Annotated in this window: 17 protein-coding genes; 13 read left to right on the forward strand and 4 right to left on the reverse strand. The window is 63.5% G+C overall.

The features are described from left to right. Positions 1–135: 135 nt before the first annotated feature. Together ACPWR9_RS23005 and ACPWR9_RS23010 are read right to left on the reverse strand one after the other, a co-directional pair. Positions 136–936, reverse strand: coding sequence for a basic amino acid ABC transporter substrate-binding protein (locus tag ACPWR9_RS23005; protein WP_426301058.1), 801 nt, complete (start codon positions 934–936; stop codon positions 136–138). Between the two features lie 82 nt (positions 937–1,018). Further along, a complete protein-coding gene (locus tag ACPWR9_RS23010) occupies positions 1,019–1,798 on the reverse strand; it encodes an enoyl-CoA hydratase (RefSeq protein WP_426301060.1) in 780 nt (259 codons plus the stop codon). Between the two features lie 403 nt (positions 1,799–2,201). On the opposite strand from ACPWR9_RS23010, the gene paaN reads away from it, so the two are divergent. The 5 genes from paaN to paaK all read left to right on the forward strand — a co-directional run bounded on the left by paaN (position 2,202) and on the right by paaK (position 8,068). Further along, entirely contained in the window at positions 2,202–3,896 is a 1,695-nt protein-coding gene (gene paaN, locus ACPWR9_RS23015) for a phenylacetic acid degradation protein PaaN (RefSeq protein ID WP_426301062.1), read from the forward strand. 199 nt (positions 3,897–4,095) lie between these two features. After that, positions 4,096–5,298, forward strand: a complete 1,203-nt coding sequence (gene pcaF / locus ACPWR9_RS23020) for a 3-oxoadipyl-CoA thiolase (protein ID WP_150682202.1) — start codon at positions 4,096–4,098, stop codon at positions 5,296–5,298. A 39-nt stretch (positions 5,299–5,337) separates the two neighbouring features. After that, on the forward strand, positions 5,338–6,120 hold the full coding sequence (paaG, locus tag ACPWR9_RS23025) for a 2-(1,2-epoxy-1,2-dihydrophenyl)acetyl-CoA isomerase PaaG (protein WP_426301064.1): 783 nt from the start codon (positions 5,338–5,340) through the stop codon (positions 6,118–6,120). 112 nt (positions 6,121–6,232) lie between these two features. Beyond that, positions 6,233–6,691: a hydroxyphenylacetyl-CoA thioesterase PaaI gene (gene paaI, locus ACPWR9_RS23030; RefSeq protein WP_426301066.1), complete on the forward strand. Its 459-nt coding sequence runs from the start codon at positions 6,233–6,235 to the stop codon at positions 6,689–6,691. A gap of 81 nt (positions 6,692–6,772) precedes the next feature. Further along, positions 6,773–8,068 carry a phenylacetate--CoA ligase PaaK gene (paaK, locus tag ACPWR9_RS23035; protein ID WP_426301068.1) on the forward strand — a complete coding sequence of 432 codons (1,296 nt, stop codon included), beginning with the start codon at positions 6,773–6,775 and terminating at the stop codon, positions 8,066–8,068. A gap of 161 nt (positions 8,069–8,229) precedes the next feature. Here paaK and mltA read toward each other — a convergent pair whose 3' ends face one another. After that, the gene (gene mltA / locus ACPWR9_RS23040) at positions 8,230–9,372 is read right to left on the reverse strand and encodes a murein transglycosylase A (protein ID WP_426301070.1); all 1,143 of its coding nucleotides are present in this window, start codon (positions 9,370–9,372) and stop codon (positions 8,230–8,232) included. Between mltA and ACPWR9_RS23045 the strand changes: the two genes are divergently transcribed. Beyond that, positions 9,371–9,619: a hypothetical protein gene (locus tag ACPWR9_RS23045; RefSeq protein WP_426301072.1), complete on the forward strand. Its 249-nt coding sequence runs from the start codon at positions 9,371–9,373 to the stop codon at positions 9,617–9,619. The genes mltA and ACPWR9_RS23045 overlap by 2 nt on opposite strands. Positions 9,620–9,719: 100 nt before the next feature. Here the strand turns inward: ACPWR9_RS23045 and apaG are convergent, their stop codons facing one another. Continuing rightward, positions 9,720–10,094, reverse strand: a complete 375-nt coding sequence (gene apaG / locus ACPWR9_RS23050) for a Co2+/Mg2+ efflux protein ApaG (protein ID WP_058376217.1) — start codon at positions 10,092–10,094, stop codon at positions 9,720–9,722. Positions 10,095–10,314: 220 nt separating this feature from the next. On the opposite strand from apaG, the gene rpe reads away from it, so the two are divergent. The 7 genes from rpe (at position 10,315) to ACPWR9_RS23085 (ending at position 20,662) form a co-directional block, all read left to right on the forward strand. Beyond that, positions 10,315–11,007 (forward strand): ribulose-phosphate 3-epimerase, encoded by a 693-nt coding sequence (gene rpe, locus ACPWR9_RS23055; protein ID WP_426301074.1) that lies wholly within the window; start codon positions 10,315–10,317, stop codon positions 11,005–11,007. 10 nt (positions 11,008–11,017) lie between these two features. Continuing rightward, positions 11,018–11,755, forward strand: a complete 738-nt coding sequence (locus ACPWR9_RS23060) for a phosphoglycolate phosphatase (protein ID WP_426301076.1) — start codon at positions 11,018–11,020, stop codon at positions 11,753–11,755. A 506-nt stretch (positions 11,756–12,261) separates the two neighbouring features. Then, on the forward strand, positions 12,262–13,767 hold the full coding sequence (gene trpE, locus ACPWR9_RS23065; RefSeq protein WP_426301078.1) for an anthranilate synthase component I: 1,506 nt from the start codon (positions 12,262–12,264) through the stop codon (positions 13,765–13,767). Between the two features lie 293 nt (positions 13,768–14,060). After that, positions 14,061–15,569, forward strand: a complete 1,509-nt coding sequence (locus ACPWR9_RS23070; RefSeq protein ID WP_426301080.1) for an efflux transporter outer membrane subunit — start codon at positions 14,061–14,063, stop codon at positions 15,567–15,569. Positions 15,570–15,586: 17 nt separating this feature from the next. After that, positions 15,587–16,660, forward strand: coding sequence for an HlyD family secretion protein (locus tag ACPWR9_RS23075; RefSeq protein ID WP_426301082.1), 1,074 nt, complete (start codon positions 15,587–15,589; stop codon positions 16,658–16,660). Positions 16,661–16,670: 10 nt separating this feature from the next. Next, positions 16,671–19,448, forward strand: a complete 2,778-nt coding sequence (gene rbbA, locus ACPWR9_RS23080; RefSeq protein ID WP_426301084.1) for a ribosome-associated ATPase/putative transporter RbbA — start codon at positions 16,671–16,673, stop codon at positions 19,446–19,448. Then, complete coding sequence (locus ACPWR9_RS23085; RefSeq protein ID WP_426301086.1) at positions 19,445–20,662, forward strand: ABC transporter permease; 1,218 nt, start codon at positions 19,445–19,447, stop codon at positions 20,660–20,662. The genes rbbA and ACPWR9_RS23085 overlap by 4 nt, the downstream gene beginning before the upstream one ends. Positions 20,663–20,776 lie beyond the last annotated feature (114 nt).

Below are 20,776 nucleotides of genomic sequence, written 5' to 3' on the forward strand. Positions count from 1 at the left end.
TCGCTGTCGTTGCGAGAGACGGAATATTAGTGAAAACCCGGAACCAGCGCAAGCACTTTGTGAAAATAATTTGAAAACCCATGAAAAAGCCCCGTCGTGACGGGGCTTTTCCTTTATTCACAACCGCTCAACCGCTTACTTCTTGCCAAAGTAGCGCTGATAGATGGCGTCGTACGTACCATCGGTCTTGATCGCCTCGACACCCTTATTGATCTTGGCCAGCAGTTCCGCATCGCCCTTGCGCACGGCAATGCCGTAATACTCCTTCGGGAAGTTGCTGTCCGCGACCGTGCGCAGCTTGGCATTCGGATTGTTCGCGATGAAATTCACCACGACACCGTTATCGGCCACCACCGCGTCCACGCCACCCGCTTCCAATTCTTTCATCGCCAACGGCGTGCCTTCGAAGCGTTTGACCGACGGATTGTTCTTGCCCATGAGCTTCTGAACCACCTCATCGCCCGTCGTGGCCGTCTGCACACCAACCTTTAGCGACTTCAAATCGTCGAAGCTCTTCACACTAGAGTTCGCCGGTACCGCAATCAACTGCGACGCCTCAAAGTACGGCGTCGAGAAGTCCATTTGCTTGCGACGCTCATCGGTAATCGTGATCGCCGAGATGAGGATGTCGCGATCGCCCTGCACCAGCGAATTGAAAATACCTTCGAACGGCGTATTGATAAACCGAATCGCGATGCCAGCCTTGTCGGCCACGGCCTTCATCACATCGATATCGAAACCGGCAATCTGGCGGTTGTCCGTCTCGTATTCGAACGGCGCATAGGCCGCGTCCGAACCGACAACGTAGACAGGTTGGGAACCGTCCGGCCCGACCGAGCGGCCGGCAGCCGTTTCTTCTTTCTTCCCGCAGGCACCCAACAACAGCCCTGAAGCCACGACCAGGGCCAGCGCAAATGCACGTCGGTTCATCGACATCGTCTTGTCCTTGCTGAAAAAACCGGCAGCCTAACATACGACGGCCTCCAAAAAGGAGGCCGTCAGAGTTTCTCACGCAGTTTCAGCGATGCTTGAACACCGGCTTACGCTTTTCAACGAAAGCCGCCATGCCTTCCTTCTGATCTTCCAGCGCAAACAACGAATGGAACAGACGGCGCTCGAACTGCACGCCCTCGTCCAGCGTCGATTCGAAGGCGCGATTGACCGCCTCCTTCGCCGCCATCACCACCGGCAGCGAGTACTCGCAAATCGTGTTGGCCGCGCCCAGCGCTTCCTCGAGCAGCTTGTCGAGCGGCACCACACGCGACACCAACCCGGCACGTTCAGCTTCCGCCGCGTCCATGAAGCGCGCCGTCAGACACATATCCATGGCTTTCGCCTTCGACACGGCGCGCGTCAGACGCTGCGTACCGCCCGCGCCCGGAATCACGCCCAGCTTGATTTCCGGCTGACCGAACTTGGCGTTGTCTGCCGCAATAATGAAATCGCACATCATCGCCAATTCACACCCGCCGCCCAGCGCGAAGCCCGACACCGCCGCGATCACCGGCTTGCGAATGCGGCGTACCGTTTCCCAATTGCGCGTGATGTAGTCGCCCTTGAAGACGTCCGCGAAGGTGTACTTCGACATCATGCCGATGTCGGCGCCGGCCGCGAATGCCTTCTCGCTGCCCGTAATCACCATGCAGCCAATGGCTTCGTCGGCATCGAACGCCGTGAGCGCCGTACCCAGCTCATCCATCAGCGCGTCGTTCAGCGCATTGAGGGCCTTCGGGCGGTTCAGCGTGATCAGACCGACGCGGCCGCGCGTCTCCACCAGAATGTTCTCGTACGTCGTCATCCTCTTATTCCTCCAGTCAAAGTCTCGTCTTGTGATTCAGGGGCTGGCGGCGCGCGCGGCTGACCATGGATAGCGGCCGGCCGGGCGTCGACGGTAGTGGATAGGCATGATGCCATCGATCCCCCGCCCACGCACCTCTCGTTCCGCCATGCAAACGGCCTGCCGATCCTCGTTCCGGCGAGCTTTCGCGCCGCCAAAATATTCGGGGAAAACCCGGCATCATCACGCGCCACGCCCGAAAGATTTGATGCTATATTAACAAACCAACCGGTCGGTCAATTAATGTTGACACTGACTGAATGACAGCACGTCGTCTGCGCTGCCCGCAAGTCCTCGTCCGCGAGGGGGTGTGGGCGGACAGCTAACCCGCCAGCCGCACTCCGACACGGACAGAGCCGCCACCATGACCCATCCCCTCTTCGCCAAACACCAAGAGACGCTTGAGCGCGCCCTTCAGGCCATCGCCACGCGTGGTTATTGGAGCCCGTTTACCGAAATGCCGAGCCCGCGCGCCTATGGCGAGACGGCGGCTGCCGACGGTGAAGCCGCCTTCAAGCAGTACCTGAACGCCGCGTTCCCGCTCGAGCAAGCCGGCAGCACCGGCAGCGCCGGTCAGGAAACGTCGCCCTTCGGCTTCGCCCTGGGCACGACCTACCCCGGCTTCGAGATCGACACCCTGCTCGCCCGCGTGAGCGCTGCGCACAAGACGTACCGCGCCGCCACCCCGGACGCCTGGGTCGGCGTCTCGCTGGAAATTCTCAAGCGCCTGAACGCGCGCAGCTTCGAGATGGCCAACGCCGTGATGCACACGACCGGCCAGGCCTTCATGATGGCGTTCCAAGCGGGCGGCCCGCACGCGCAAGATCGCGGCCTCGAAGCCGTGGCCTACGCCTGGGACGAACTCCGCCGCATTCCGGCTGACGCCTACTGGGAAAAGCCGCAAGGCAAGAACCCGCCGCTCGCGATGGAAAAGCGCTACACCGTCGTGCCGCGCGGCGTCGCACTGGTGCTCGGCTGCTGCACGTTCCCGACGTGGAACGGCTACCCGGGCCTGTTCGCCAGCCTCGCGACCGGCAACGCCGTCATCGTCAAGCCGCATCCGGGCGCAATTCTCCCGCTCGCCATCACCGTCAAGATTGCCCGTGAAGTGTTGAAGGAAGCCGGTTTCGATCCGGATGTCGTCACGCTCGCTGCGACCAACCCGAACGACGGCGAGATCGTCCAGCAACTGGCCAAGCGCGGCGAAGTGCGCGTGATCGACTTCACCGGCAGCACGGCCAACGGCGACTGGCTGGAGACGAATGCGCGTCAGGCGCAGGTCTACACCGAGAAGGCCGGTGTGAACCAGATCGTGATCGACTCGACGGACGACCTGAAAGGCGTGGCGCGCAACATCGGCTTCTCGCTGGCGCTCTACTCGGGCCAGATGTGCACGGCCCCGCAGAACATCTATATCCCGCGCGACGGCATCCAGACGGCCGACGGCCACGTGTCGTTCGACGACGTGGTCGCCGCGATTGCCGGCAGCGTGCAAAAGACGTGCAGCGACCCGGCCAAGGCCGTCGAGCTGCTCGGCGCGATTCAAAACGAAGGTGTGGTCGCCCGCATCGACGAAGCCCGCAAGGTGGGCCGCGTCGTGCTCGACAGTCAGACGCTGCAACATCCGGCATTCGCCGACGCCCGTGTGCGCACGCCGCTGATCGTGGCGCTCGACGTGGCCGACGAAGCCATCTACACGCGTGAATGGTTCGGCCCGATCGCCTTTGTGATTGCCGTGGACAGCGGCAAGCAAGCCTTCGAACTGGCGGGTCGTATCGCCGCCGAACATGGCGCGCTCACGCTGTCGGCGTACACGACGTCGGCCGAAGGTGAAGCCCAAGCGCTCGACGCTGCCATCGAAGGCCGTGTGGCCCTCTCGCTGAACCTGACCGGCGGTGTGTTCGTGAACCAGTCGGCGGCTTACTCGGATTACCACGGCACGGGCGGCAACCCGGCAGCGAACGCAAGCCTGGCCGACGCGGCCTTCGTGTCGAATCGCTTCCGCGTCGTGCAGAGCCGTCACCACGTGCCGGCCAAGTCGGACACGGGCGCTGCCTGATCCTCATTCGGACGCTCATTCGAACGACACCCCCTTCTATATATAGAGAGAGCGAACGCGCACACCGGCGGCGGGAAGTCACTACCATAGTGACTCCCCGCCGCTGGGCGGCATCAGCGTCAGGCGAGGCGCAGAAGCGCCATACCCGCCCACCGCCGCACCGCGCGAACCCCGCCTTCCAAGACAGGAACGAGACATCATGACCGAAGCCTTCATCTGCGACGCGATCCGCACGCCCATCGGCCGTTACGGCGGTGCCCTGAAGGACGTTCGCGCCGACAACCTCGGCGCCATCCCCCTCAAAGCGCTCATGGCGCGCAATCCGAATGTCGACTGGACGCTGATCGACGACGTCATCTACGGCTGCGCGAACCAAGCGGGTGAAGACAACCGCAATGTGGCGCGCATGTCCGCGCTGCTCGCCGAGCTGCCCATCGACGTGCCGGGTGCCACGCTCAACCGCTTGTGCGGCTCGGGCATGGATGCCATCGGCAGCGCTTCCCGCGCGATCAAAGCAGGTGAAGCCGGTCTGATGATTGCCGGTGGCGTCGAGTCTATGACGCGCGCCCCGTTCGTGATGGGCAAGGCCGACAGCGCCTTTGCACGTCAGGCGGCGATCTTCGACACGACCATCGGTTGGCGTTTTATCAATCCGCTGATGAAGGCGCAGTACGGCGTGGACTCGATGCCGGAAACGGCAGAGAACGTCGCCGACGACTTCAAGATCAACCGCGCCGACCAGGATCTGTTCGCACTGCGCAGCCAGGAGAAAGCCGCCCGTGCGCAAGCCGATGGCACGCTGGCGCAAGAAATCACCCCCGTTTCGATTGCTCAGAAGAAGGGCGATGCGATTGTCGTCGAGCACGACGAGCATCCGCGGGCCACGAGCCTCGAAGCACTGGCCAAGCTCAAGGGCGTCGTGCGCCCGGACGGCACGGTCACGGCCGGTAACGCCTCCGGTGTGAACGACGGCGCCTGCGCCCTGCTGCTCGCGAGCGAGAGCGCCGCCAAGCTGCACGGCCTGACCCCGCGCGCTCGCGTGCTGGGCATGGCAACCGCCGGTGTCGCACCGCGCATCATGGGCATCGGCCCGGCACCGGCTACGCTCAAGCTCCTCAAGCAACTGAACATGACGCTCGATCAGTTCGACGTGATCGAACTCAACGAAGCGTTCGCCAGCCAAGGGCTCGCAGTGCTGCGCCAACTCGGCATTGCCGACGACGATGCGCGCGTGAACCCGAACGGCGGCGCGATTGCGCTGGGCCATCCGCTGGGTGCCTCGGGCGCTCGTCTGGTGACGACGGCAATGTATCAACTGCACCGCACCGGCGGCCGCTATGCCCTTTGCACGATGTGCATCGGCGTGGGTCAAGGCATCGCCATTGCTATCGAGCGCGTCTAAGCGCGCCGCTACCGCACGAGACACCCGGAGGAAGCCCCGATGACTGCCACGATTCAACTGACGCTGGAAGCCAACGTCGCCACGATCACGCTCAACCGCCCGGAGAAGCTCAATAGCTTCACCCGGCAGATGCACGCCGAACTGCGCGACGCGCTCGACACCGCACAGGCGAAGGGCGCACGCGCCATCGTGCTGACCGGTGCCGGACGCGGCTTCTGCGCCGGACAGGATCTGGCAGATCTCGACTTCACCCCGGGCGCTTCGACCGATCTGGGTGCGCTGATCGACGAGAACTTCAACCCGCTGGTGCGCAAGCTGCGCGCGATGCCGATGCCGGTGATCGCTGCGGTGAACGGCATCGCCGCCGGCGCCGGGGCCAATCTGGCACTTGCTTGCGACATCGTGCTCGCCGCCAGCTCGGTCAACTTCATTCAGGCCTTCGTGAAGATCGGCTTGCTGCCCGACACGGGCGGCACGTGGTTCTTGCCGCAACGCATCGGCATGGCGCGTGCGATGGCGCTCGCGATGCTCGGCGACAAGCTCTCGGCCGAACAGGCTGCCGAATGGGGCCTGATCTGGCGCTGCGTCGATGACGAAGCCTTGATGGAAGAAGCGCAAAAGCTCGCCGCGAATCTCGCCACGCAGCCGACCAAGGCACTCGCCACGATCAAGGAAGCCCTGTACGCGTCGGCCACCAACACGCTCGACCAGCAACTCGATCTCGAGCGCGACAGCCAACGTGCGCTGGGCGCGTCGTACGACTATGCCGAAGGCGTGAACGCGTTCCTCCAGAAACGCGCGCCGAAGTTCGAAGGCCGCTAACCGGCTGCCTCGATCAGACGACAAAAGCAGCGACGCAAACCGACCGCCAAAACCACAAGCGCCGCGCGAGAGACCAGAGCACCACGACAAGACCAACGAGACGAGAGACACCATGAGCCTGACCGCCCCCGCAGGAAAAGCCGTATCCGACATGTCGCCCGAAGAACTGGCGCGCGCCACGGGTGAGGCGATGTACAGCACCGACCGTGCGAGCCAATGGCTGGGCATGGAGTTGCAGGAAGTGCGCCCCGGCTACGCCCGCATGACGATGCGCGTACGCGACGAATTCCTCAACGGTCACGCGATCTGCCACGGCGGTTTGATGTTCACGCTGGCCGACTCGACGTTCGCCTTCGCCTGCAACAGCTACAACATCAACACGGTTGCGGCCGGTTGCAGCATCGAGTTCATCAAGCCGGTGTTCGGCGGCGACACGCTCACCGCCGAAGCGCAAGAGCAAATGCTCTCGGGCCGTCACGGCGTCTACGACATCCGCGTGACCAACGCGGCGGGTGAAGTGGTGGCGATGTTCCGCGGCAAGTCCGCACAGATCAAGGGCAACGTCATCTGACGCTGTCCGGCAACGCGCGAGTCCCGGCTCGCGAGTCACAACAAACAGTACGTGTAAGTCGTAAGCCCCAAGGAGACAGACATGACCACCGCCTTGCCGCTCGATCCGATCGAGAAAGCGAGCCTCGACGAACTGCGCACCCTTCAGCTCGAACGGCTGAAGACAACGCTGCGGCATGCCTATGAGAACTCGCCGGTGTACCGCCGCAAGTTCGACGAGGCCGGCGTCCATCCGGATGATCTGAGCACTTTGGCCGATCTGGCCAAGTTCCCGTTCACGACCAAGAAGGATCTGCGCGACAGCTATCCGTTCGGCATGTTTGCGGTGCCGATGGATCAGGTCTCGCGCATTCACGCGTCGTCGGGCACGACGGGCAAGCCGACGGTTGTGGGCTATACGGCCAACGACATCAGCAATTGGGCCGATCTGGTGGCGCGTTCCATTCGCGCTTCGGGCGCACGTCGTGGCGACAAAGTGCATATCAGCTACGGCTACGGCCTGTTCACGGGCGGCCTGGGTGCGCACTACGGCGCCGAGCGTGCTGGCCTGACGGTGATTCCGTTCGGTGGCGGCCAGACCGAAAAGCAAGTGCAACTGATTCAGGACTTCAAGCCCGACATCATCATGGTTACGCCGAGCTACATGCTCGCGATTGCCGACGAGCTTGAGCGTCAGGGCATGGCGGCGGCCGATTCGTCGCTGCGCATCGGTATCTTCGGTGCCGAGCCGTGGACCAACGACATGCGCGTGGCCATCGAAAAACGCATGGGCATCGACGCGGTCGACATTTACGGCTTGTCGGAAGTGATGGGCCCGGGTGTCGCGTGCGAATGCGCCGAGACCAAGGACGGCCCGACCATCTGGGAAGATCACTTCTTCCCGGAAATCATCGATCCGGAAACCGGCGAAGTGCTGCCCGACGGTGAGTTTGGCGAGTTGGTGTTCACCTCGCTCACCAAGGAAGCGCTGCCGATCATCCGCTACCGCACGCGCGATCTGACGCGCTTGCTGCCGGGCACGGCGCGCACGATGCGCCGCATGGAAAAGATCACCGGTCGCTCGGACGACATGATGATCATCCGCGGCGTGAACGTGTTCCCGTCGCAAATCGAAGAGTTGCTGCTGCGCCAGCCGGTGCTCTCGCCGCACTATCAGATCGTGCTGGACAAGGAAGGCCCGATGGACACGATGGAAGTGGACGTCGAAGCCGCCGTGGGTTGCAACGACGACGCTGCGTTGAAGACCGCCGGTAGCGAACTCAAGCGCGATATCAAGACGCTGATCGGCGTATCGTGCGCGGTACGCGTACGCCCGGTGGGCGGCATCGAGCGCTCGGTGGGCAAGGCGCGCCGGGTGGTGGATAAGCGTCCGCGTTAAGCCGGGCGCTCAGCACTCGCTGCGACGATAAAAAAAGCCCGCGATAGCGATATCGCGGGCTTTTTGTTTTCAGTGTGAGCCACTTGGGCGCTTAAGCAGATTAAGCGGATTGAGTATCGCGGTAAGCCCACGGCGCCACTGCACCGCCCTACCCCGAGCGCTTACTGATTCGGCAGAAACACCCACATGCGGCCACTCTGACGCATGCGCCCAGCCAGATCGCCAGCGTCGTCGCCGAGCCCCCAGAAGAAGTCCGCGCGCACGCCGCCCTTGATCGCGCTGCCCGTATCTTGCGCGAACATCAAGCGGCTGATCGGCGCATTCGCCTGCGCCCCGAACGGCGGACGCGTGGTGGAGAGAAACACCGGGCTGCCCAGCGGAATCGATGCCGGATCGACGGCGATCGAGCGTTCTGCCGTCAGCGGCACGCCGAGTGCACCGATGGGACCTTCGATGCCGCCCACCCCGTGATTCGGCATCTCGCGGAAGAATACGAAGCGCGGATTCACGTCGAGCAACGCGTCGACGCGCGACGGGTTAGCCTTCGCCCACGCACGAATGCCTTGCATCGTCGCCTGCGCCGCCGTGATCTCGCCACGGTCGATCAGCCAGCGGCCGATGGACTTATAAGGCTGATCGTTATTCCCGGCGTAACCCACGCGCATCACCGTGCCGTCGTCGAGCAGCACCTGACCGGAGCCCTGCACTTGCAGGAAAAACGCTTCGATGGGGTCGTCCACGTAGACCAGCTCGTTACCGCGCAGCATGCCGCTGCGGTTGAGTTCAGCACGTGCAGGCAGCGAGCCCACCTTGCGCCCAGCGGGCCAGCGATAGAGCGCGGTCTGATAGATGCCGCCACGCACGCGCGAGCCATGCAGCAGCGGCTCGTAGTAGCCGGTGATCAGGCCCGACTGCGTGCCGTCGGAGTTGGCCATACGAAACGGCGTAAAGTACTGCTCGAAGAACTGGCGTACCGACGCCGGGTCGAGGTCGTCGAGATGTTCGGCCGCACGGCAGGCAGGCTGCCAGTTGGATTGCCGTCCAAGCTTCACGCAGCTTTGCGCGAGCGCGAGCCGGGCACCGATGAGCGAGTCGTCCTGCCAGCCATCGACTTGCGACCACGACACGGGTTGCATGCGTCCGGCCCCAGTCGGCGGCGACGCCACATTCGAAGGCGGCGTGCCTGGACGATAGGTGTCCTTGGGCGGCACACTCGAACAACCGTAAAGCAATGCGGCAAATGCGGCGAGCGCCAGGCCCCGGCCGGCACGCCACCGCCCGAACACATTCAGGGAAAGCATCATGGGTAATTTGTTCGATGAATATCCGGCCTTGCTGATCTTGCCGGAAGTCTTGCTGGCGATCGTGATCGTCGCCGCGATTGTGGTGATGCGTCGCAAGCCGTCGCGCACCCGTCGGGTGCGCCAAATGCGAGAAAGGCCGGTGCGTCCGATGCCGAGCGACACGGTCGACGGCATCGACGATCCCGCCTCACCCCGCCCACTGGACGACCCGCTCAAACGCGAAGACTGGTCCGACGATCGCCGCTGACCCCACGGCCCCGCCGCTGAGCGCATCGCGGGTGTTCCCTCCGAACACCCCGCATCCGCCGCCCCCGCGCCCGCTTGCTCCGCCTCGCGCATGCCGCCCCTCAGTGCAGGGTGCGCGGCATAGTGAGCGCAAATTCGGCGATCGGCGCTTCGAAGCGCGTGCCGTCCTCGGCCACGCAGAAGTATTCCCCGCGCATGGTGCCCACCGGCGTGCCGACCATGGCCCAGCTCGTGTATTCGAACTGTTCGCCCGGTTGCAGGAACGGCTGATGCCCCACGACGCCAAGGCCGTTGACCTCTTGCACCTTGTTGTCGCCATCGGTAATCACCCAATGGCGCGAGATCAATTGCGCAGGCACTTCCCCGCTGTTGCGAATCGTGATCGTGTACGCGAAGGCGAATTGCCGACGGTCCGGTTCCGACTGCTCGGGCAGGTATTGCGGGCGCACCGTGACGGTAAATTCGTACTGGCTCATCGGGTGTTCCTGTTGCGCATACGTGCGGTATTTAGGTCTGTCTGGTCTCGCTGGCCGGTGCCAATGCCTTCTTCGCAGGCACCTGCCGCGCGTCCAGCGCGTGTCGTCTTGATTTGCAAGGCATTCTGCGGCAAGTCGCCGCAGGGGGCAACCGGCTTTCAGACAGGCATCTGACGAAAGCTTTAAAATAGCGCTTTTGACGCTCTAGCCCCACCACGCCATGACGCAATTCTGCATCGCCCCCAGCATCCTGTCCGCCGACTTTGCCCGGCTGGGCGAAGAAGTCCGTAACGTCGTGGCCGCCGGTGCCGACTGGATTCACTTCGACGTGATGGATAACCATTACGTTCCCAATCTGACGATCGGCCCGCTGGTCTGCGAGGCGATCCGCCCGCACGTGGACGTGCCGATCGACGTGCATCTGATGGTACGCCCGGTTGACCGCATCGTGCCGGACTTTGCCAAGGCCGGCGCCAACCTGATCACGTTCCACCCGGAAGCCTCGGAACACATCGACCGCACGCTGGGCCTGATTCGCGACAACGGCTGCAAGGCTGGCCTCGTCTTCAACCCGGGCACGCCGTTGAATTACCTCGACCACGTGATGGACCGCCTGGACATGATCCTGATCATGTCGGTCAATCCGGGCTTCGGCGGCCAGTCGTTCATTCCCGAAGCGCTCAACAAGCTGCGCGCCGTGCGCGCCCGTATCGACGCTTACACCGCCGAGACCGGCCGTCAAATCCGTCTGGAAATCGACGGCGGCGTGAAGGTCGACAACATTGCCGAGATTGCCGCCGCCGGTGCCGACACCTTCGTGGCCGGTTCCGCTATCTTCGGCAAACCCGACTACAAGGCGGTAATCGACCAAATGCGCGCGGAACTGGCCAGCGTGGCCACCGCCGCGAAGTAAGGCCGCCACCATGTCCACGCCCCTGAACACGAACGACATCTCCCGCGACCTGCATCTGGACGGTATCCGCGCGGTGCTCATCGACCTCGACGGCACGCTCGTCGACACGGCCGGCGACTTCGGCGTCGCACTCAATGCCATGCTGGCCGATCTGGGTGCCGAGCCGGTACCGACCGAACGCCTGATGACGTTCGTAGGCAAGGGCACGGCCAATCTCGTGCGCAAGACGCTCGCCGAGCGCCTCCCCGAGCCCGAGATCGACACCCACTTCGCCCGCGCCCAAGACAAGTACGAAGCCGTCTACACGTCGATCAACGGCGAGAACACGGCGCTCTACCCGGAAGTGCGCGAAGGTCTCGCGGCCTTGCGCGCCGCTGGCCTGCCGGTGGCGTGCATCACGAACAAGCAGCATCGGTTCGCGCTCGCGTTGCTCGAACACTACGGGCTGCTCGACCAATTCGACCTCGTGTACGGCGGCGATTCGTGGCCGAAGCGCAAACCCGACCCGATGCCGCTCGTCAAAGCGTGCGAAGCGTTCGGCGTCGCGCCTGCGCAGGCAGTGCTGGTCGGTGACTCGGGCAACGATGCGCAAGCGGCCCGCGCAGCGGGCTGCCGCTCGCTCACGGTGCCGTACGGCTACAACCATGGCGAATCTATACAAACGATTGACACCGATGGTATAGTCGCCTCAATTCTGGGCGCCGCCCGGGCCATCGTGCCCAAGGCAACGCCCTCACTGGCAGGCTGAAAACTTTCAGCCAATTGCCAACTTCCACACTGCATTCAAACGCATGTTCCTGAACAAGAAACGGAGTCTGAGCGTGATCGACCGGGGGGCCTGGCCCTGGCGACGCTGGTCCTGCTAAACCCTTCTCACAGGGTGGCCGGGACCGCTGGAGCTCGTCTTCAGCAACCCGTTTCTTGCATCGTTGTTGTTCCCAAGATTCATTGCACTCACGCGCCGTTTTGCTCGGCGCGCGTCTTCGTCAAGACACGATTCCGTCGTCACGCTGCCGTACGCTTTCGCGTACTGATTCGGCTAGCGCAGCGCACAGAGCCCGAGTCCCGGCGACGGCTGGCGAGCGTGCCATCGGTAGGATGGCCAGCGCAAGCAGCAAAGGTGCACCAACGACGCAGATCGACCGCAGGTCGGCCTCCCCGAAATACCTTTCAGGTTTTCTTAACGCCAACCCAAGCCCATCCACGCCGATTCTGCGGGCCCACCCGCCGGCAAACTTGCAGGCAGAGTGCACCATGACCGAACTCGAATTCAAATCGCTGGCCAACGAAGGCTATAACCGCATCCCGCTGATCGCCGAAGCCTTCGCCGATCTCGACACGCCGCTCTCGCTCTACCTCAAGCTGGCGCTGGGCGACCGGCGCGGCGCGAACACCTTCCTGCTCGAATCGGTCGTCGGCGGCGAGCGCTTCGGCCGCTACTCGTTCATCGGGCTGTCGGCGCACACGCTGCTGCGCAGCTTCGGCCCCAAGACCGAAGTGGTACGCGACGGCGTCGTCGTCGAAACGCACGAAGGCGACCCGCTCGACTTCATCACCCAGTTCCAAGCGCGCTTCAAGGTAGCCCTGCGCCCCGGCATGCCGCGCTTCGCCGGTGGCCTGGCGGGTTACTTCGGCTACGACGCCGTGCGCTACATCGAGAAGAAGCTCGCCCACACCGCGCCGCGCGACGACCTGAACCTGCCCGACATTCAGTTGCTGCTCACGGAAGAACTTGCCGTGATCGACAACCTCACCGGCAAGCTCTACCTCATCATCTACGCCGACCCGACGGCACCGGAAGCCTATTCGAAGGCGCGTCTGCGCCTGCGCGACCTGCGCGCCCGCCTGAAGGCACCGGTCGATGCACCGGTCACGTCCGGCAGCGTGCGCACCGAAACCTTCCGTGAATTCGCCAAGCCCGACTATCTGGCCGCCGTCGCCAAAGCAAAGGAAGCCATCGCCGCAGGTGAATTGATGCAGGTGCAAGTCGGTCAGCGTCTGATCAAGCCGTATCGCGACTCGCCGCTCTCGCTGTACCGCGCGCTGCGCTCGCTCAATCCGTCGCCGTACATGTACTTCTACAACTTCGGCGACTTCCAGGTAGTGGGCGCATCGCCGGAAATTCTCGTGCGCCAAGAGCGACGCCAAGCGCCCGACGGCGTGCACGAAATCGTGACCATCCGCCCCCTCGCCGGCACGCGCCCACGCGGCGCCACCCCCGAGCGCGATGCGGAACTGGCCAAAGAGCTGCTTAGCGATCCGAAAGAAATCGCCGAGCACGTCATGCTCATCGATCTGGCACGCAACGACGTGGGCCGTATCGCGCAAACCGGCACGGTCGAAGTCACCGACAAGATGGTCATCGAGAAGTACTCGCACGTGCAGCACATCGTGAGTTCGGTCGAAGGCCGCCTGCAAGACGGGTTGTCGAACATCGACGTGCTTCGTGCGACTTTCCCCGCTGGCACGCTCACGGGCGCGCCGAAGGTCCGCGCCATGGAGTTGATTGACGAGCTCGAGCCGGTCAAACGTGGCCTCTACGGCGGCGCCGTGGGCTACCTGTCGTTCGGCGGCGAAATGGACGTGGCCATCGCCATTCGCACGGGCATCGTCAAAGACGGCAATCTCTATGTGCAAGCCGCTGCCGGTATCGTTGCCGACTCGGTGCCCGAATCGGAATGGCAAGAGACGGAGAACAAGGCGCGTGCTGTGTTGCGCGCGGCCGAGCAAGTGCAGGACGGTCTCGACGCCGAGTACTGATCCCGCCAACGGTGCAACGCCACGCAGCGTTGCACCAAAGTGAAGCCGCCTGCTGTTTGAAACGCGAGTGCTTTACTTATATTGCATGTGAATAAACAGGGCTCCGAATCGATCCTCTACTCGATTCGGGGCCCTTGTTGATTTAGCACAACCGTTCGCTTTTTTTCGGCCACTTTGGTATACGCCGATTGACGTCACCACGCTATAGTTGGCATGTCCGTCGGGAGGCCGAAACTTCTATGGCGAAACCATGCAATTCACGTATGCGTTCGGGCATTGCGAATACCCTCGCGATGTCTGCAAGAGCCGCTTTGATCGTTACCGCACTCGGTACCTTGAGTGCGTGTATTTCGATGGCGCCGACTTACGAGCGCCCTGCGGCGCCGATCGCAGGCACCTGGACGCCTGACTCGGCGGCCCCTGCCACTCCCGCATCGCAACCGGCTGCCACGCTCAGTTGGGGCGAATATTTCGCCGATCCACAACTGCGCAGCCTGATCGAAACCGCGCTGGCCAACAATCGCGACTTGCGCGTGGCACTCTCTCGTGTCGAGCAGGCGCGCGCAGCGTATGGCATTCAACGCGCCGATCTATTTCCGTCACTGGGCGTGGGCGCGAGCGAAACGCGCCAGCGTCTGCCCGGCGATCTGAGTCTCACCGGCAACCCCTATATCAGCAGCCAGTATCAGGTCGGCTTGGGTCTCGCCTCGTGGGAGCTGGACTTCTGGGGTCGCATTCGCAGTTTGAAAGATGCGGCACTCGACGATTATTTGGCATCCGATGCATCTCGCCGTGCGCTCGAACTTAGCCTGATCTCGCAAGTTGCGCAGACGTGGTTGAGTCTGCGCGAGTACGACGAACGTCTCGTACTGGCGCAGCAAACCGTCGACAGCCGCGCTGAGTCGTTGCGTATCTTCACGCGTCGCGAGCAGGTCGGCTCCACCTCGAAACTCGATCTCACGGAAGTCACTACGCTTTGGCAGCAAGCCCGGGCACTTGTCACGCAGCTCGAGCAGCAGCGCGCGGTACAGGCCCATGCCTTGCAGGTACTCGTCGGCGCGCCGATCGATACGTCGCCGAACAAAGTCGACCGCACCGTCGACGACGCCGGTCTCATGCGCGATCTCGAACCGGGTTTGCCGTCATCGCTGCTCGAAGACCGCCCCGACATCATCGCTGCCGAATACCAATTGCGCGCCGCCCACGCGAATATCGGCGCGGCTCGTGCGGCCTTCTTCCCGCAGATCACCCTCACCGGCTCGGTCGGCACCGCCAGCAGCGCACTCGATGGCCTGTTCAAAGCGGGCAGCGCCGCGTGGGCGTTCACGCCGAGCATCAATCTCCCGATCTTCCAAGGCGGGCGTCTCGTGAACAATCTCGATCTCGCCGAAGCAAGACGCGTGGAGTCGGTCGCGAATTACGAGAAGACGATTCAAGGTGCTTTCCGCGATGTCGCCGACGCGCTGAGCGCGCGCCGCTGGCTTGCCGAGCAGGTCACGATTCTGCAAGCCACGCAAGACGCACAGGCCGAACGCGCACGCCTTGCCAAGTTGCGCTACGACCACGGTGCGGCGGCCTTCCTCGAAGTGCTCGACGCCCAGCGCGATCTGCTCGTCGCAGAACAACAGACGGTGCAGACACGTCGCGCGCTGCTCTCGGCGCGCGTATCGCTCTACTCGGCGCTCGGCGGCGGTAGCCGCCTGATGCCCGCGGCCGACGCCCCGGGCGGCCCCTTCGCGCGCACGTCGCGCGTGATCGTGCCGTCGACGGCGACCGTGCCCGCGCAGCCGCCCGTCCAATAAATAAGAGGTCAACGAACATGACGCTTCCGAACGCCAAGAAACTGGTTCCCGCACTGATCGTGCTCGTCGTCATCGGCCTCGGTTGGTATGGATGGAAGACCTACAGCAACACCGGCCCCGGGGCAGGCTTTGCCAGCGGCAACGGCCGCATCGAAGCGACCGAAGTCGATGTCGCCACCAAGCTCGGCGGCCGCGTGCTGGACATCTACGTCAAGGAAGGCGACTTCGTCAAAGCGGGGCAGGTGCTCGCCAAGATGCAGATCGACACGCTCAACGCCCAGCGCGACGAAGCGCGTGCGCAGTATCAGCAGGCCGTGACCAACGTCGCCGCCATCCAGGCGCAGGCGGCGGCGCGCGTGTCCGACAAGGCCACTGCCGAAGCGAATGCAGCAGCCCGCGAAGCCGAACTCGATGCCGCACAACGCCGCCTCGCCCGCTCGGAAACCCTCTCAAAAGAAGGCGCATCGTCCGTGCAGGAGTTGGACGACGACCGCGCCCGCGTGCGCAGTTCGCGCGCCGCAGTGAATGCCGCCCGCGCACAAATTGCTGCCGCGCAATCGGCCGTGGAAGCAGCCAACGCGCAGGTCACGGGGGCGAAGTCGACAGTAGAAGCTGCACAAGCGACCGTCAATCGCATCGAAGCGGATATCGCCGACAGCGACCTGAAAGCGCCGCGCGATGGCCGCGTGCAATACCGCGTGGCGCAACCCGGTGAAGTGCTGGCGGCGGGCGGCAAGGTGCTGAACCTTGTCGACCTCTCCGACGTGTACATGACGTTCTTCCTGCCCGAAGCCGTCGCAGGACGCCTCGCCATGGGCGCCGAAGCGCGCATCATTCTCGACGCCGCGCCGCAGTATGTGATTCCCGCGAACATCTCGTTCGTCTCCAGCACCGCGCAGTTCACACCGAAGACGGTGGAAACCGAGAGCGAGCGCCAGAAGCTGATGTTCCGCGTGCGCGCGCAAATTTCGCCCGAACTGTTGCAACAGCATCTGAAACTCGTGAAAACCGGGTTACCCGGTGTGGCATGGGTGAAGACCGATAGTCAGCAAGCGTGGCCGGCCCAGTTGCAGACCAAGCTGCCGCAATGAGCGCCGCGCGATGACGGCCCCCCTCCCTCCTCCAGCCAGCAGCGGTGACGGCGCAGCACCCGTCGTCCATGTGGCGGGCGTCACGCTGCGCTACGGTCGAAAGACGCTCGCGCTCGACGACGTTTCGCTCGACATCCCATCGCAGCGCATGGTCGGGCTGATTGGTCCAGACGGCGTCGGCAAGTCCACGCTACTCTCACTGATCGCCGGTGCGCGCGCCGTGCAATCGGGCACGGTGGAAGCGCTCGGCGGCGACATGGCGAGCAAAGCGCATCGCGATCTCGTGTGCCCGCGCATCGCCTACATGCCGCAGGGGCTGGGCAAGAATCTCTACCCGACGCTTTCCGTCGAGGAAAACCTGCAATTCTTCGCGCGCCTGTTCGGACACGACGCTGCCGAGCGCCGTCGCCGCATCGACGACCTGACGCGCAGCACCGGTCTGCAACCGTTTCTCGCGCGGCCTGCGGGCAAGCTCTCGGGCGGCATGAAGCAGAAGCTCGGCTTGTGCTGTGCGCTGATTCACGACCCCGACCTGCTGATTCTCGATGAGCCGACGACCGGCGTCGATCCGCTCGCCCGTGCGCAGTTCTGGGATCTGATCGCGCGCATTCGGCGCGAGCGGCCGACCATGAGCGTGATCGTCGCGACGGCCTATATGGACGAAGCGCAACGCTTCGACTGGCTCGTCGCCATGGACGCGGGCAAGGTGCTCGCCACCGGCACGCCCGCCGAATTGCTCGCGCGCACGCATCGCGACAATCTCGAAGCCGCCTTCATCGACCTGTTGCCCGACGACAAGAAGCGCGGCTACGAGCCCGTTGTCATCCCGCCGCTCCATATCGACGAGCACACGGAGATTGCGATCGAGGCGAAAGGTCTCACGATGCGCTTCGGCGATTTTGTCGCCGTCGATCATGTGAACTTCCGTATCCAGCGCGGCGAAATCTTCGGCTTTCTCGGCTCGAACGGCTGCGGCAAGTCGACCACGATGAAAATGCTCACCGGCTTGTTGGAAGCCAGCGAGGGGCAAGCGTGGCTGTTTGGCCGTGAGGTCAACGCAAAAGACATCGACACTCGCCGCCGCGTGGGTTACATGTCGCAGGCGTTTTCACTCTATACCGAGCTGACCGTGCATCAGAATCTGGTGCTGCACGCGCGGCTGTTTCACGTGCCGGAAGCCGAAGTGCCCGCACGCGTGGACGAGATGGTGCGGCGCTTCGATCTCGCCGACGTGCGCGACGCGCTGCCCGACAGCATTCCGCTCGGCATGCGCCAACGCTTGTCGCTCGCCGTCGCGATGGTGCACAACCCCGAGTTGCTGATTCTCGACGAGCCGACGTCGGGCGTCGACCCGGTCGCGCGCGACAATTTCTGGCGTCTGCTGGTGGAGCTTTCGCGCCGCGATCGCGTGACGATCTTCATCTCGACGCACTTCATGAACGAAGCCGATCGCTGCGATCGCATCTCGCTGATGCACGCGGGGCGCGTGCTAGTGTCCGATCCGCCCGCGAAGATCACGAAGGACAAAGGCGCTGCGACGCTCGAGCAAGCGTTCATCGAGTATCTGGTCGAAGCGGGCGGCGGCACGCCTGAAGCCCCGGCGTCGGCCACGCCCGCACCAGTCAACGCAACGCCAACCGAAACCGCGCACGCGCACCACAAAGCCTTCTCGCTGGGCCGCATGATCAGCTATCTGTGGCGCGAAACGCTGGAGTTGCAACGCGACCCCGTGCGCGCCACGCTTGCCCTCGTCGGCTCACTCGTGCTGATGCTCGTCATGGGCTACGGCATCAGCATGGACGTGGAAGACTTGCGCTACGCGGTGCTCGACCGCGACCAGACGACGCTCAGCCAGAATTACGCGCTCAACATTGCGGGCTCACGCTACTTCATCGAACAGCCACCGATTCTCGACTACGACGATATGGACCGCCGCCTGCGCGACGGCGAACTCGCGCTGGCCATCGAGATTCCCCCGGGCTTTGCCCGCGACGTGTCGCGCGGCAAGAACGTGCAGATCGGCGCGTGGATCGACGGGGCGATGCCGATGCGTGCAGAGACCGTGCAAGGCTACGTGCAGGGCATGCATCAGAACTGGCTGGCCGATCAGTCGCTGCGCCGTCTCGGCGTGCGCTCGACCTCGTCGCTCGATATCGAGACACGCTATCGCTACAACCCTGACGTGAAGAGTCTGCCCGCGATGGTGCCCGCCGTGATTCCGCTATTGCTGCTCATGCTGCCCGCCATGCTCACGGCGCTGTCGGTGGTGCGCGAGAAGGAACTTGGCTCGATCCTGAATCTGTACGTCACGCCGGTCACGCGCACGGAATTTCTCATCGGCAAGCAGATTCCGTACGTGGCGCTCGCCATGCTGAACTTCCTGCTCATGGCGCTGATCGCCGTGACGCTGTTCGGCGTGCCCATCAAGGGCAGCTTCCTCACGCTCATTAGCGCCGTCTTTATCTTCAACGTGGTCGCGACCGGCATTGGTCTGCTCGCGTCCACCTTCACCCGCAGCCAGATTGCGGCCCTGTTCTTCACGATGATCGGCACCATGATCCCGGCGATTCAGTTCTCGGGCATGATCACGCCGGTGCCGTCGATGGAAGGCTCGGGCCGGTTTATCGGCGAGATTTACCCGGCGACCTACATGCTCATCATCAGCCGGGGCGTCTTCAATAAGGCGTTGGGCTTTGCCGATCTGGGCAATGCCTTCTGGCCGATGCTCGTCGCCGTGCCTGTGATTCTGGGCGCCACGATCCTGCTGCTCAAGAAACAGGACAAATGATGGCGAGCTCCCCGACACCCTCATCGCCGCCGCCCGTTCAAGCCAACGTACCGGCGAAGACTGAAAAGCCACACCGCTCGCACGCGTGGCGGCGGCATCTGGCCAACATCTTCCGCCTTGGCGTGAAGGAGTTGTGGAGTCTGGTGCGCGATCCGATGATGCTCGTGCTGATCATCTACACGTTCACCGCGTCGGTGTATTCGTCGGCCACCGCGCAGCCCGACACGCTGCATCTGGCACCGATCGCCATCGTCGACGAAGACGCGTCGCCACTGTCCGCGCGCATCGTCTCGGCGTTCTATCCACCGCAGTTCACGCAGCCGCGCATGATCAGTGCAGACGCGGTGGACCGCGGCATGGACGAGGGCGCCTACACCTTCGCGCTGAACATTCCGCCGAATTTTCAGGCCGACGTGCTCGCGGGCCGCCATGCGGAAGTGCAATTGAACGTGGATGCCACCCGTATGAGTCAGGCGTTCTCGGGTAGCGGCTACGTGCAGCAGATTGTGTCGGCCGAAGTGCGTGAATTCGTTCAGCGATACCGATCGAATGTCGAGTTACCGGTGGAGCTGGCGTTGCGCGTGCGCTTTAACCCAACGCTGGAGCGCGCGTGGTTCGGCGCGCTCATGCAGATCATCAACAACATCACCATGCTGTCGATCATCCTCACAGGCGCGGCGCTGATTCGTGAGCGGGAGCACGGCACCATCGAGCATTTGCTCGTCATGCCGGTGACACCGACCGAGATCATGCTGGCGAAAGTCTGGTCGATGGGCATGGTGGTGCTGATCGCCGCAGCCATGTCGCTCTGGCTGATCGTGAGCGGTGCGTTGCACGTGCCGATCGGAGGATCGGTGGCCCTGTTCCTGTTGGGCGCGACGTTGCACCTGTTTGCGACCACGTCGATGGGTATCTTTCTGGCGACGCTGGCGCGCTCGATGCCGCAGTTCGGCATGTTGCTGATTCTGGTGCTGTTGCCGCTGCAAATGCTCTCGGGCGGGAACACGCCGCGCGAAAGCATGCCGAAGGTGGTGCAGGACATCATGCTTGCCGCGCCGACGACACACTTCGTCGAGTTGGGGCAGGCGATTCTGTTCCGTGGCGCCGGGATCGGCGTCGTGTGGGTGCAGTTCGTGGCACTGGCGGTGATCGGTGCCGTGTTCTTCGCCTTCTCGCTGCGGCGGTTTCGCCGCACGCTCAGTTCGATGGCCTGACGTGCTGAAATTCGTGCACATGGCGCGACCAAAGTGCGCTCGCGCCGCGTCGGCCTACCCTGTCATGCCGGATTTGTGAGGTCATTGCCATGCCCGCCAAGTCGTCCGCCGCAC

The sequence above is a fragment of the Pandoraea pneumonica genome, assembly GCF_049918595.1.
GTDB classification, from domain to species: Bacteria; Pseudomonadota; Gammaproteobacteria; order Burkholderiales; family Burkholderiaceae; genus Pandoraea; species Pandoraea pneumonica_A.